Source organism: Luteibacter sp. W1I16, assembly GCF_050434905.1.
Classification (GTDB): domain Bacteria; phylum Pseudomonadota; class Gammaproteobacteria; order Xanthomonadales; family Rhodanobacteraceae; genus Luteibacter.
This window is the reverse complement of record NZ_JBNDJJ010000001.1, coordinates 330,623-344,597: the sequence shown is the minus strand read 5'-3', so window position 1 is coordinate 344,597 and position 13,975 is coordinate 330,623. Positions and strand designations below refer to the sequence as shown.

The window sequence follows — 13,975 nt, the reverse complement described above, 5'->3', positions numbered from 1 at the left end:
CCCTGCCATCCCTTGTCGACCCCGCCGTGCCTTCGGCTTTCATGCGATCCCCCGTCACGCGTAGCGAGCCGGGTGGCCCTTCCGCGTCTGTGGAATCTTTATATCTCCCGGGTCCGCGGGGGCATATACAACTGGCGCGCTAGCCGCCTTGTGCAAATGGCCGAGGGAACAAGAGAAGGGCCGCTTGGGAAGTCGGCTCCCACCGGGAATGAAGAACCAAAAAAAAGGCGTCCTCAAGTGAGGACGCCATCGTGCCCATGGGCCAAAGCTAGCGTTTCGACCGGAACTTGAACGAATCCAGCCGGATCACCTCGAGCGAACGTATCTCCGCATGCCGTATCCGTCCCAATCCCCCATCGTCATGCACGATCAGGGTTTGCCGCTGCACGTCGCCCGGGTCGATCCGGTGAATCGAGCCGAGCACGTTGAGGTCGGCGTCCTTGAATGAAATGGTCACCTCGCGACTCGCCGACGTGACGGCGAAACGCACCCTGTCCCAGCTCTGGTCGAAGTTGATGAATACGGTGTTCTTGTTTTCGATGCCGGGCGGATAGCCGATGTAGAGGTCGTTGCCCGCGAATTCACCGCCAGCCGCAAAGGGGTAGACCTCCACGCCGAGACGTTCGGCGGGAGCGTGTGCCGTGTCGGGATCGAACTGGACGTTCATCGTCCCGCGGGCCTCGGGGAAATAGAGAAAACCGCCGGGATTGACGTAGCGAACGCGATCCTGATCGAAGTTGTACTCCTCGTCCCATTCGCTCGGAGGAGCCGTTTCGATGATCAACGCCAGGCTGTCCGAAGGCGTGGATGTGCCGTTGCGGAGCACCGTGTACTGGCACGCGACGGTTTGCCCCTGGTTGGCCTGGATAAGCGCCGCGCTGATGGGAAAATCGAGTGCCACGCCACCGGTCGCGGGCTTCGTGCCGAGGGTGCTGATACCGAAATAGGCGGTGACGCTGTCGCCCGTCTGCAGGCCCGCGCTGGCAGGTACGCGGAGGGTCGCCCCCAGGGCGTCGCCTGGCAACGACCCGCCAACGGCCTCGGGCACTTCGGGTGCGGGGAAGCTGTTCGGGTCGGTCACCGCGACCGACGCGGGGAGAGACCACAACGACCAGTTGTTGACGACATCGTAGATCTGGTACGTGATCTTCAACGCATCACCGACTCCGCCGGCGTCGATGATGTTCCGGCCGACGGGCACGAAGATGCTCGCCGTACCGGTCGCCTCGGCCTGGGTCAGCGGACCGTACCGGACATCATTTCCGGCGGTGTTCCAGCGCACGGTGATCGCATCGCCCGCGGCGCGATTCTCGTAGAACTTGATCTCGACGGTCGCGCTGGGCGTGACGGGGGCGATCGTGGATGGCATGACGATCGCCAGGGGTAGGTTTTCGTTCACGTCGGGAGGCGTCGGCGTGAGATCCACCCCTCCTGGTACCGTGAGTTTGACCAGGATGGAGACGGGCAGTGAGTCGATCGAATGGCCGAGGATGTTATTGACCCTCGCCACGACATCGACGGTATACGTACCGGGGGCGGTGGCATCCGCGATGCGCTTGATGATCCGGGTCGGCACGGGGACCTTGACGATGGTATTGGCGTCGGCCTGGCTCGCGGAATACGTGGCCACGATTTCCGCCGTGGCGCTCCATAAGATCTCCAGGGTGTCGCCGTCGCTGAAATCGGTCCACGGGCCGACTTCGACGATCACATTGAGTTCGGTGGTTCCAACGACATCGTCGTAGCTCAGCGCTCCATCGAAGGCGAGCGGGATACGCGGCGTGGGAAGGGCGGCGCGGGTATTCGTAACGTCCATGTGCTTGCGTCCTTGTCCTGGTGGATTCGCGGGTCGACGATCATGCCGAAGGCGGGCGGGTCGCTACATAAATCCAGGCCTGTTCGGCATCTGCCTTGCCGACCGTGTTGGTCACCGCGTAGTCGAACGTGGCCCGCCCGTATTCGATGGCGAGCAGGTTCGTGGTGGGAATGAGGAAATCGATGAACACCGCATCGACAGGCGGGCTCACGGTTTCGTCGCGTTTGGGAACCAGGTCGGCAGCCTGGACCACGTAGTCGAGGGTGTAGGCGGCGCCGGGGAGAGGATCGCCCCACGGTGGCGTGATGCTGTCGAAACCATGAAACGCGATGGAGACGGCGTCGTTCGCCGCCATGTTGACATAGCGATAGACGCGTAGCGGTGTGCCGCCGCCGCTGTTTGCCTTGTCGTAATCGATCTGGTCCGGAATGCCAGGCGCCGCGGGCCCTTCGACCCACTTCGCCGGGGCAAGGGGTTTTCCTCCACCCGGCAGGTCCGCGGTGTCCTTCACGTCGACGACTTGAACGGGGGACGTCCCCGTGTTGACGAACGGCGTCGTCGCCAGCGCGCGTGACGCCGTGTAGTGCACGTCCCATTGCCCGGGGCTGTGCGCCACCAGCACCGCCTTGGGAACGTTGCGGATGACGTCCTGGCCAGCCGCGGTCACCACGAACTCGCTATCGACGGCTTGACCGTTCCAGTACAGCTGCACCCGGTCGCCCGGCCGGAAGGCCGGCACCGGTGGCGTGCCCGCGGTCATGCCGGGAATCGCCGCGGCGGCGTCTTGACCGAGGGCATCGGCGGGAATGACGTTCGGCGGAGCGCCTCCGGCGGCCTGGACCACGGGAGGATGCAGGTTCTCGTGCTCCGGGGTTTCCGGTGCCGGGTCTTCGCCGCCCGGCCCGAACAGGTTGACGAGCACGCTCGACGGCTGCGCAGGTTCGCCGATCGACATCCCGCCACGCTCGACGCGGTAACTGACGAAGGCCGGGACATTCAGGTCGGCATCGCCGGACACCGCGAACCAGTCGCCGTAGACCTGGCCGTAGCCAGCCGTGAGCGTCTTGAGCGGGTCCGTGCCGACCTCCGTCGCGTCCACGGCGACAGGCGGTGCCTCATGCGCGTTCCAGCGCAGCACGATGAGGTCACCTTGTTCGATCGAGGCATGACCAGGAATCGTCACGGTGACGCCACCATTCACACGGGCGTCGCCATCGGTCACCAGACCGTCGTCGAAACCGGGCACGAGCGGTGGAAGGAGATCGTCGATCTCATCGGACAAGTGGATACGAAGGCCGACAATCGCGGAGAGCTGGGATACGTTGCCGGCGCGGTCGCCGATGCGACACGCGAACGCATGGTCGCCGCCGTCGAACGCTTCCAGTTTGTCACGAGGAAAACGCAGCTCCACATCGGTGCCGACCTGGGCGGCGGTGATCTCCACGAGCGGCGTCGACACCGTGCCGTCGATGAAGCCGACGATCCAGTCACCGATGGCGGCCGTATCGTATCCCTTGACGAAACAGGGCAGGTAGCTGCCACCCGCACCATCGTCGACGAGGTCGTCGGCCGTGACGCCATCGGCCCCGACACCGGCGGCGAACACGAGCGGGCCCAGCGAGTCGCGTCCGGGCCTGACGATATCGGTGACGAACTGCTGGTCGCGCGGGCCATCCTCGAAAAATCCCGCTCCGGAGGCGTAGGTCACGCGATAATTGATGCCCGTCATTTTCCGGTCGATCACGCTGTCCAACGGTCGATTCGCCGCGTGCAGCGTGATGTCGATGATGTCGCCGGGCTTGTAGGGTTTCAGTTGAATGATGTCGCCGACGGGTGTGCCATCGACGAGAAGTTGGAGCAGGTCGGAATCCCCATCCTCCGGTGGATCCGGCAGGGGATAGTCCAGTGCGAGGGTCAGGTCATCGTTCCTGACACTTTCGTTGAGCAGATGATCCGGCGCCAGGCCGGCGGGAAGGCGTGCCAGCGCATCCGCTGGGAAAACCAGGCGCGGCGGAAGAATACGTGGACGCGATGGTGTGCTCACTTGGCGATTACTCCGAAGGACGCCGCCGTGTGACGGCGGCGCCCGGTCCATGCCGATCGATCATTCCCTTTCGAGCACGCTTCGCCCTACGGCTCTTCGCCGCGGCAATCGACCCTGACGTAGAGCACGTCCGAACCGACTTCGACGGCCGCGCCTGCTCCAACGACCTTGTAGCTGATGTGCGCGTGCATGGTCAGCGGGGCCTGGCCGAAGTACATCAGTTCGTCGTAGTTGAAGGTGACCGTGCTGGGCGTCCCGACATCCACCGCTCCCACCGTGTGCGTCTGGGACGCCGTCCGGGCGGGAACGATGGGGAGTTCGCCGTCCGTATGGCTGAACCTGGGGAACATCTCCAGGCTTACCGTGATGAAATCGCCCTCTTTCTTGTTGGAGTACAAGGGCATCTCGATATCCACGCCCGCACGCGCTTCGACGGGACCGACGGTCGTCTTGCCACCGGCATTGGACCATGTGGCGGCCGCGAGGGTGGCTCCGCCTCCGGGCAATTCGCCGGAACTGGATACGGTGACCGGTTGCGCAGGAGACAGCGACAGGTTCGTGCCGCTGCCATCGCCTCCTGCGAGAGCCCTGGTGATGGTATAGGCCGCCGGAATCGTTCCCGTGCCCGCGGCGGCGATGCTCGCTGCCAGCAGAACGATGGAGATATCGGTCGCGACGTCGACGTCGGCCTGCGTCACCGTGTAGGTGAAAGGCGCGGCGGTGCCGTACTGCACCGTGATGATGTCGCCGGCGATGAAGGCGGCGACGGCCGGGCCTGGCGTCGCGGTGGTGAGGAAGGGAACGACGACGGTGCCGTCCTTGTCGAAGTCCTCGATCGGGATCACGTTGTCGGTCGCGCCACTGGACGATTTCACCGTGGGCGCGACGAGCGATTCATGCACGGGTGTCTCGGGGTCGGGGTCGGTGCCGCCGGCGAGGTAGAGATTCACGTCGACGGGCACCTTGGGTGAATCGCCCGCGTGGATACCGTTGAGAAAAACTTCGTACCAGACCTCCACCGGCACGGCCTGGTCGCCTCCGGCGGATGTGGCGAACCATTCGGCGTAGACGGTGCCATACGGAATGATCCGTGATGCGACGGGATCTTGTGCGCCGGCCGGAATGGCGAAGGGATCGCTTTCCGCCGAGCCCCAGTGAATGATCGCGGTATACGTCTGGTTGAGCTTGGGATTCGCGGGGATCCCGACGGTCACGCCTCCGTCCGAACGGGCCGTGGCGTCGTCGACCAGCGGTGCCGCGCTTTGCTCGACGATGGGTGCCACGAGGTCGTTGATGAATCCCCTGATCAGGCTGGTCATCGTCACGGGCGCGGCAAGGGGCGATTTGTTGCCCGCCCGGTCTTCGATCCGATAGACGAACTCGTGCGGGCCATCGGCCAGCGTATCGATCATGGTCTTTGGATACGTCACGAGGATGGGATCGCCCGGAGCGGGAATATGGTCCACCACGGCACTCGCCGCATTCTCGACATTGTCGATGATGAGGATGATGCGGTCGTCGATAGCCAGTCCGGAGTAGCCGAATACGTGCGCGGGAAGATCGCCATTGGCATCCAGCCGCTCCGGGGTGAGGCCCTCGCTGGGGTCGAAGCCGAACTCGATGTCGGAAAGATCCGGGAAGCCGGGTGGATTGTAATCGACGATGAAGGACTGGTTCGGGCCGTACTCATCGTTACCCCCGCCGGAGACAAATATCATGTGGTAACCGAGGGTATGCCTGCCGGCGACGGCGTGCGCGGCGGCAGGGAGCGTGAGCGTCACGTCGTTCGTGCTGCCGTCGAATGTCACGGTCATGGCGGGAAGGTCCACGCCGTCGATCATGAGTTGCACGGTGTCGTCCTGTTCCGGCTCCGAATCCGCCGGGTACGTCAGCGTGAGGACCAGGTCCCGGCCCTCGGTGCTCGTGGGTGCGTCGCCTCCCAGCAGCAGGTTGTCCGGCGCTCCCGTGGCGGGCAGCGGGGCGAGATCGGTGGCGACGAAGGTAAGCAGTTCGGTGGAGGCAGGGGCCACCGTCCTGCCGAGGGTGCGTGTCCCTCCTTTATGCGCGGATTTGGCAGGTGCGGCGCCGAACGTGCCGGTCGCCGGACGTTGAGTTCCATTCATGACGTGCTCCTTGAATACAAGTCCCGTTTGCGGTGGCGCCTCATGGCGAGTCGCCACCATCCATGGCCGATACGCACACAGGGCGCTATCTGCCGTACGAAACTACGGCAGCGGGGCGACGGGATAAATAGCGCTTCAGTTGTAGGGGTCCGGGGAGCGCGTTTGTCGTCGCCGCGTTCATCCGTCCTTCACGTAACGAGGACTATTCGCCATTTTCCCCTCCTCGCAAATTCTTGCTGAGGCCGGGCGGGGAAGATGTGCAGGGGGATGATCATTTTAGGAGTTCGCCTCATGGCGGACTCCGCGAAGCGCTGCTCAAATGGGTCATCGGCCAGGTTCGCCCACGTTGTCGCTTTCGCCGCGACGATGCTGGCGCGTGCATGCCCTGGCGACTCGTCCACGTCCTCCAGGGAAACTCACCATGCAAACCTCCCCGAACCACGCGCAGCGCGCACGGCTCTCTTTCGCCATCGGCGCGGCATTGCTGAGCCCGGCTTTTCCGTCGGTAGCCGGCACGCTCGTCGGTATGCCGCATACCGTACTCGCCGGCGATCCCAAAGAATCCTGGCTTCTTTCGCAACATGCCAGTCTCACTCTGAATCCCGGCGCGACCGCCGATAGCATCACATCGGGCAGTTCGTCGTCGGTGAGCATCGACGCCGGCGCGGTGAGCACGACGGGCACGGGCCTGCTCCTGTCGAACGGTTCCACGGCCACCATCTCCAATGGCGCCAGTATCGTAAGCACGGGTGGCTTCGGGTTGCGGGTAAACAACATGGCCGGTGGTGTGGACGCGGGCCTGGTGACGACGGTGAATGTGACCGGCAGCAGCATCGTCGGCGCCACTACCGGTGTGCATCTGTCCGGCGGCGCCCAGTTCACGGCTACCGGTAGCAGCATAAGTGGAACCGGTCCGGCCGGCCTCGGCATGAACGTGTTCAACGCGAACGTCCTCCTCGATGGTGGAACGACCGTGAGCGGCCAGTTGCACGGGATGCGCATCGGTCGCGACGACCGTGGCGAGACCATCTTGCCCACCGCCCGCCACGTCGTCCTCGATGGCTCGCAGGTCACGGGCGTCTCGGGCAGCGGCATCCTCATCGATACGCCCACCACGCAATCCGCTCCCGTGACCGATGTCACCATCGAAGTACGGAACGGCAGCGAGATCGTCGGCGGAAACGGCATCGCCATCGACATGGCGGCGCGAACCTCGGCGGACATCCTGGTCGACGACAGCCACGTCGGCGGCGACGTCAGGGTCGCCGCCGGATCGTCGGCGCGGATCGGCCTGGCCAATGCCTCGACGCTCGACGGTGCGATGAATGGATCCATCGTGGCAAGCATCGGTAACGGATCGGCATGGAACGTCACGGGAGATTCGAACGTCTCCTCGCTCGCCCTCGACGCAGGCGCGCTCACCTTCCAGGCGACGACGGACGGTAGCCACCATACGACGACGGTGCACGGCGATCTTTCCGGAGCCGGCGGCGTCATCACGTTCAACAGCGTGATGAACGAGGGCGGCGCCCTGGCCAACCAGGCCACGGACAGGCTGCTTATCGAAGGTAACGTGACCACGACGGGCCCTACGGAACTCGTGGTGATACCGACGCGCGATGGCGCACTGACGGACGGCAACCACAATGGCGTGGTCGACGCGGGCGAAGGCATCTCACTCGTGCAGGTCGCCGGCAGTTCGCGCGCCGATGCGTTCGCGCTGCGTGGCGGTTACGTCGCGGCCGGGCCCTGGCAGTACACCTTGCATGCCTTCGGGCCGGGTGCCACCGATCCGGCCCAGAACGCCTTGGCCACCGGCGCGCTCAACTGGGACTATCGCCTGGGCAACCTCTACGTATGCGAGTCCGATTGCGATCCGGTCGACCCGGAGGTTCCGCCGGTCGATCCGCCGGTCGATCCCCCGATCGACCCGCCCGTGGATCCGGTGGATCCAGGCCGCGTGGCCGTGGTGCCACAGTTGCCGTCGTACCTGTCCGCTCCCGCCGCGTTGCTCACCTATGGCGACATGATGCGTGACGGCCTCCATCAACGGCTCGGCGACATCCGTTCCGGCTCGTCGAACGATCCGGTGGGTGGCGAGGTGTTCGCCAGGTATCTCGGCGGCCAGTTGCGCTACACGTCGAACCTGTCGTTCCAGCGATACGGCTACGACTTCGACCAGCAGGTCAACGCGCTGCAGTTGGGTGGTGGCCTGATCGCGCTGGATGGCGACAACGGCACGCTGCGTGCGGGCTGGGCCGCCGACCACGGTACGACGCGTGTCACGCCCAAGGCCGCCGACGGCGCCAGCTCCGCCAAATACCGGGCCAATGGAATGTCCGGCTGGATCACGTGGCAACAAGGGAATGGACTCTGGGTCGATGGCGTGATCGGTTCGACCCGGTTCCGCGGCGACGTGGGAACCGACCTGCGTGGCGCGGACGTCGGGCGCATACGGGCGAATGCGTGGACCATGTCGGTGGAAGTGGGGATGCCTTTCGCCCTCGGCCACGAGTGGACCCTCGAACCGCGCTTCCAGCTCAAGCACCAGTCGTTGAACTTTCGCGATTTCGTCGATGGCGATGGCCTGGCGGTGAAGCTCGGTACGGCGAGGCAGACCAGCGCGCGCCTGGGGGGACGCATCGCGAGAACGGCCAATCCCCTTTTCATGCCATATGCCAGTCTCGACCTCACGCATACGAGCAACGGTGATCCGAACGCCAAGGTGTCCAACGAAGACTGGGATATCGCTGAGCGCTTCGGCTCTGGCCGCGTGGGTAACGCTTATCGCGTGGCGGCGGGTATGACGAGCCAGTTGGGTGCGCATGTGCAGGTGTACGGCGAAGGCACGTACCAGCACTTCGTCGGCAGCTATGGCATGCGTGGCTGGGCTGGCAACGTGGGTATCCGCGTCACGTTCTGATGGGTCGACACCGCGGGGCCGCGGGCGAGGTCCTCCTCCCTCGCTTCCTGGCGCATCCATGCGCAACGTCGCTCCCTGCATCGTCCGTGGCGTCCTGCTCGTCCCGCCGCGGCCTCGTGGTGTCGGGGAGTCAAGCTATCTACTTGTACCAGCGAGGAAAATAGTCCTGTGGTTGTAGGCGCCGACGTCCATTTCCGGACAGCTTCGCGTGGCGTTTTCCGGTGGAGTGTCCGTTATCGTACGCACCCCTCGCCGTGATGGGCTTCGCGCGGTCCCCTGGGTAGACGCGCTGTCCGGATCCGGACAGCGCGCTAGCGGATGGCGATGATCCAGAGCGCCGCGCCCTGCACGGGCGCGGCGGTCCAATGCACGCGGTAGGTGCCTGCGGACGTGACCTGCCGCCAGGCGACGGCACCCTGCACGCCGCTCTCGTCGGGCAGCTCGACGAAGGCGTCGATCAGCTGGAAACCATCGCCGGGCACCGCGCTCATGCGCTTGACGCCACCATCGCCCCACCAGAACGCGAGCAGCGTGGCAGGACCGTCGACCTCGATGTCGCCGCTAGCGACCACCAGCGACGGTTCCGCGTAGGACTGCGCGATCGCCTGTACGCGGCTCGCATTGCGCACCTCGACGAAGGGCAGGGAGAGTTCACCGCGGGGCTCGCCACGCTTGACGATGGATACGCTGTGGCCGGGGCCACCTTTGCCTTCCAGCGCGATGTAACCCTTGACGTCGAAACGATCGCCATAATCCGCATAGGTCGTCGTATGGCCCAGCGGTTTCCAGCGATTGCCGTAGGTGTCGCGCGGCATCGCGTCGTTGTTCGCGTAGCCCGCGTTGAAGACGACGAACACGCTTCCCCTGGGTTGTGTGTCCACCGCTGGCGTGATGGCCGGGCTGACGCCAAGGCCTTCGCCCTGGCCGAGGAACACATGTGCTCCCAGCGAGGACGGTGGATCGCCGGCCGCCACCTGCGGCGCGATCGAAAGCAGGGCCGCGGCGGCCGCGGCGGCACGAAGACGACGCATGTCCGATCTCCAAAGGTTGTACTTGTCAGCACGAGGGCCGTGAGCGACGCTCACGCTGCGGACCGCATGCCTGACGATACGTCACGCGCGCCGCTCAAGGGGGCTTCACCGTGGCGGACGAAACCGATTTTCTCGACCTGTACGCGAAGTTGCGTCTGGACCCCGGCTGCTCGCTGGAGGACTTCAAGCAAGCTTATCGTCGGCATGTGTCCCTGTGGCACCCCGATCGCCGGCCTGGTTCCCGCGCCGACCAGCTGGCCGCGGCGCGTTTGCAAAGGCTGACGGCACAGTACGGGGCGGCGATGGAATTCCATCGGCGTCACGGGCGGCTGCCCGGCGCGCCGCGTGTGGCACGCGTCGCCGACACGGCGCATGCCGGTGCGGACACACCGCTGCCCCCGCACGAGGGCACGGCGCCCGCCGCCACGCCACCACGCGTCGCGCAACGTGTGCTCGCGACGCGCTGGTGGGTGGCGCTCGCACTCATGGGCATGGGCGCCGTGACGTGGTCGATGTGGCCTGCCGGCGAGGGACCGGACGCGGAAGCGGGGCAGGAGCCGGTGGCCGTCACGCCCGCGGCGACACCGGCCGTGTTGTCGGCGCTCAGCCTCGGCATGATGCCGGACGAGGTGATCGGCATCGAAGGGGAGCCCACGCGCCGGGCCGACGATCGTTGGGAATACGGCCCGTCCTGGATACGCTTCGAGCAGGGCGTGGTCGTCGACTGGTACAGCTCGCCGTTGCGCCGTCTTCGCACGGATTCGCCGCGTCCGAGGCCCTAGGCCTCCGCGCGCGCCGTCGCGGCACGGATTCATCGCGCGCCGCGCCCGAACAGCACGACCTCCACCGTCTCGATCAGGATCACCACGTCGAGGAACAGGTTGTGATTCTTCACGTAGAACAGGTCGTACTTCAGTTTTTCCGCGGCGTCCTCTTCCGACGCACCATACGGGTAGCTCAGTTGCGCCCAGCCGGCCAGGCCCGGCTTGATGCTGTGGCGAAGGCTGTAATAGCGGATCTTGCCTTGCAGGTCGGAGACGAACTGCGGCCGTTCGGGGCGCGGCCCGACGATACTCATGTCGCCGCGGATCACGTTCCACAACTGCGGCAGCTCGTCGAAACGCAGCTTGCGGCAGACGCGCCCGACGCGGGTCACGCGATCGTCGTTGCTGGAGGCCCATCGCGCGACACCGTCCATCTCTGCGTCCGTCCGCATGCTGCGGAACTTGTACAGCCAGAACGTGCGGCCGTGCTCGCCGACGCGCTCCTGCCGATAGAAGATGGGTTGCCCACGGCCGGATTCGATGCGGATGGCCAGCGCGACGCCCAGCATGATCGGCCAGCAGAGCAGTGCGATAAGGAGCGACGCGGCGAGGTCGAAACCGCGCTTGGCGAACAAGGCCAGCGGCGTCGCGTTGAAACCACCGGAGAACACCAGCCACGAAGGGTCCAGCATGGTCAGTTGCACGCGGCCCGCCTCGCGCTCGACGAAGGTCGTCAGGTCGGTGATCTGTACGCCCAGCTGGCGACAGGCCAGCAGGTCGTCCATGGGCAGGCTGCCGCGGCGATCGTCGACGCCCACCACGATCTCGTGGAGTTTTTCCCGCCGGGCCAGCTCCGCCAGCGAACCCGCGGGTTCGATCAGGAGGAACTCGGGAATCGCGATGCTCTCGTTGGCCCCACGCACATAGCCCAACAGGCAGAAGCCTCGACGATCCGAGCGCCGCCGCATGCGGTTGTGTATCTGGGCGGCGCGCTGCCCGGCGCCCAGCACGAGCACGCGGCGCTTGAGCGATTCCATCTCCACCAGGCGCATGAACACCGCGCGGAAGCCGGCGGTCGACAGGAAGCCGATCACCAGGGCCATGCCGAGCACGCCACGGCCGACGTAGGCCTGCGGAATCACGTAGTAGCCCACGACGAGGGCGAGGCCGCCGAGGACGAAAGCGATGGCGTGCCGGGCGAGTTGCCCGCGCCAGCTCATCCGCAACGTGGCCCGGTATTCACCGAGCGCCGCCATGCACAGGAAGATGACGGCGGCGAACATCACCGCGCGTGCCGTCAACGAATGCGTGGAAGCCGCGAGATCCTCGGGTGACGGTGCGAAGCGGATCCAGACGGCCACGTTGAGCGAGGCGGCGAGCAACAAGAGTTCGCACGTCCCAAGCAAGGTGAGCCAGCGCACGATCGGCTGTCTGAACAGGCGGATCATCGGATGTTCCCCTCGATGCACGCAGGGCTTGCGTGCCGGTACGCCAAGGCTATGGAGCGGCCGCGCCGGTGTCGATTGCACTTCCGGCCGGAACACGGCTAGGCCGAATGGCCGCCCGATGCATCCGTGTAACGCGAGGTGTATCGAAACCGTTACAGCAGGTCGCGCAACTGTTCGGCGAGGCGCAGGCTCAGTGCGACGATGGTGAAGGTCGGGAACGCCCAGCCACCGGTGGGAAACACCGAACTGCCGGCGATGTGCAGGTTGTCCATGCCATGCACCTTGCCCTGCGGGTCGACCACGCCATGTGCCGCATCGTCGGCCATGCGCGTCGTGCCCATGTGATGCGCGGTACCGCGAAGCGCGGGCGGGCCTTCGCCGAGCGTCCATGGGGCGGGATCGAAGCGTCCATCGCAGGCCGCGGCGAGGCCGTCGCCGGCGATGCGGGTCATGGTGCGCCAGGTGTGCCGGTCGAGGTCGTCGAGGCGCCAATCCACGCGTACGCGGCGCAAGCCCAATCCGTCGGTATCCGTCCCCAGCGTGACGCGGCTGTCGCGATGCGGCGCCTGCTCGAAGAAGCCGACCAGTTCGACCCGGTCGCTGCGCACGGTCGGCCGGTCCGCGACCTTTTGCGCTACCGCGCGGACCACATCGCCGATATTCAGGCCAAGGCGGATGGCATTGATGGCGAGGCCGGAGTGCATGGTGGCCACATCGCCGCCGGGCCCGTTCTGAAGGGCGGCGCACAGCCGTGCCTCGAGCAGGGTCGCTTCCGTCCGCGGCGGTGGACGCAAGGACGCGCGCAGGTCACGCAGGGCGCGAATTCCCTGCGGTACGTGGCCTTCGACGGGAAAGGGATGCACACGGGCGTTGAGAGTGCGGTGCCGTCGCTGCGCTTCCATGGAAAGGCCGATTTCCGGCGAGAGCGGTGCGCGTACCTTGCCGATGCTGCGCTCGTAGGGGCGGGTGACGCGGTCGGGTTCGTCGGCGCGGATCGTGCCGATCGTGCCCCGGGGATGGTCCATGAAATAACGGCCCACCAGATCGTGGCCGTTGCCGAGGCCGGACGATGCGACGCTGTCGGAAAGAAGCAGGATCCGCGCATTTTCGATCCCGCCCGCGGCCAGCACGTAGTGTCGCGCACGCACGCGGCCGCGACGGCCATCGATGGTGCCGATGCGTGCGCCGGTGACCACCTTGGCGTCGGCATCGGACTCCAGCTCCATCACGTTCGCGTGCAGCAGCACGGTGATGTTGGGTGCCTGCTGCAACTCGTCGCGGTAGGCTTCGCCGAACGTGATGGGGCTTCGGGCGAAGATGAAATTCACCAGTTCCCCGGCATCGAGGTCGAGTGGGCGGCGCGGGGGCGGCCCGTCGAAGGCACCGGGGCCGAAGCCATGGGCGGCATCGATACGGCAGAACTCCCGGGCGCGTTCGTACCAGGGAGCGAGGTCGGCGAACCTCAAGGGCCAGCCGCTGTCGGGTACCCAGTCGCGCGGCTCCAGATCGTCATCCGAGAATGGTATGCAGCCACCCCCCCATAGCGTGCAGCTGCCACCGAAGGCGCGCATGCGCGAGGTGCCCGCGTCGAAGGGGAGATCGCCGGTCGACTCTCCGTCATACAGCGACTGGCTGCGATCCTCGCCGGACAGGCCGCCCCCTTCGATCAGGCAGACGGTGATGGAACTTCCGGCGAAGGCGCGGGCGATGGCGATGCCGGCGGGACCGGCGCCGACGATGCACAGGTCGGCCTGGAGGTCGGCAGGCGCCGCCCCATCGAGATAATCGATGATCAAGATGCGTCTCCTGTTCTTATCGAGCGCATC

The 13,975-nt window shown here is 65.8% G+C and carries 8 protein-coding genes; 2 read left to right on the top strand and 6 right to left on the bottom strand.

The window, feature by feature from the left end:
* Nucleotides 1–268: 268 nt before the first annotated feature.
* From QFZ41_RS01510 to QFZ41_RS01500, 3 genes are all read right to left on the bottom strand, one after another.
* Nucleotides 269–1,816, bottom strand: coding sequence for a hypothetical protein (locus tag QFZ41_RS01510; protein WP_429197135.1), 1,548 nt, complete (start codon nucleotides 1,814–1,816; stop codon nucleotides 269–271).
* Between the two features lie 40 nt (nucleotides 1,817–1,856).
* A complete protein-coding gene (locus QFZ41_RS01505) occupies nucleotides 1,857–3,860 on the bottom strand; it encodes a hypothetical protein (RefSeq protein WP_429197134.1) in 2,004 nt (667 codons plus the stop codon).
* Nucleotides 3,861–3,946: 86 nt separating this feature from the next.
* Nucleotides 3,947–5,983 (bottom strand): hypothetical protein, encoded by a 2,037-nt coding sequence (locus tag QFZ41_RS01500; protein ID WP_429197133.1) that lies wholly within the window; start codon nucleotides 5,981–5,983, stop codon nucleotides 3,947–3,949.
* 421 nt (nucleotides 5,984–6,404) lie between these two features.
* Between QFZ41_RS01500 and QFZ41_RS01495 the strand changes: the two genes are divergently transcribed.
* The gene (locus tag QFZ41_RS01495; protein WP_429197132.1) at nucleotides 6,405–8,906 is read left to right on the top strand and encodes an autotransporter outer membrane beta-barrel domain-containing protein; all 2,502 of its coding nucleotides are present in this window, start codon (nucleotides 6,405–6,407) and stop codon (nucleotides 8,904–8,906) included.
* A 311-nt stretch (nucleotides 8,907–9,217) separates the two neighbouring features.
* Here QFZ41_RS01495 and QFZ41_RS01490 read toward each other — a convergent pair whose 3' ends face one another.
* Nucleotides 9,218–9,937, bottom strand: coding sequence for a hypothetical protein (locus tag QFZ41_RS01490; RefSeq protein ID WP_429197131.1), 720 nt, complete (start codon nucleotides 9,935–9,937; stop codon nucleotides 9,218–9,220).
* A gap of 110 nt (nucleotides 9,938–10,047) precedes the next feature.
* On the opposite strand from QFZ41_RS01490, the gene QFZ41_RS01485 reads away from it, so the two are divergent.
* The gene (locus QFZ41_RS01485) at nucleotides 10,048–10,719 is read left to right on the top strand and encodes a J domain-containing protein (RefSeq protein WP_429197130.1); all 672 of its coding nucleotides are present in this window, start codon (nucleotides 10,048–10,050) and stop codon (nucleotides 10,717–10,719) included.
* 29 nt (nucleotides 10,720–10,748) lie between these two features.
* Here QFZ41_RS01485 and QFZ41_RS01480 read toward each other — a convergent pair whose 3' ends face one another.
* On the bottom strand, nucleotides 10,749–12,149 hold the full coding sequence (locus tag QFZ41_RS01480; protein WP_429197129.1) for a TIGR03013 family XrtA/PEP-CTERM system glycosyltransferase: 1,401 nt from the start codon (nucleotides 12,147–12,149) through the stop codon (nucleotides 10,749–10,751).
* 152 nt (nucleotides 12,150–12,301) lie between these two features.
* Nucleotides 12,302–13,945: a GMC oxidoreductase gene (locus QFZ41_RS01475; RefSeq protein ID WP_429197128.1), complete on the bottom strand. Its 1,644-nt coding sequence runs from the start codon at nucleotides 13,943–13,945 to the stop codon at nucleotides 12,302–12,304.
* Nucleotides 13,946–13,975: the final 30 nt, after the last annotated feature.

What these genes read in the sequence shown, in the direction of transcription:
- QFZ41_RS01510 (WP_429197135.1), bottom strand. Translation starts at nt 1,816, where the DNA reads ATGGACGTTACGAATACCCGCGCCGCCCTTCCCACGCCGCGTATCCCG.
- QFZ41_RS01500 (WP_429197133.1), bottom strand. Translation starts at nt 5,983, where the DNA reads ATGAATGGAACTCAACGTCCGGCGACCGGCACGTTCGGCGCCGCACCT.
- QFZ41_RS01495 (WP_429197132.1), top strand. Translation starts at nt 6,405, where the DNA reads ATGCAAACCTCCCCGAACCACGCGCAGCGCGCACGGCTCTCTTTCGCC.
- QFZ41_RS01490 (WP_429197131.1), bottom strand. Translation starts at nt 9,937, where the DNA reads ATGCGTCGTCTTCGTGCCGCCGCGGCCGCCGCGGCCCTGCTTTCGATC.
- QFZ41_RS01480 (WP_429197129.1), bottom strand. Translation starts at nt 12,149, where the DNA reads ATGATCCGCCTGTTCAGACAGCCGATCGTGCGCTGGCTCACCTTGCTT.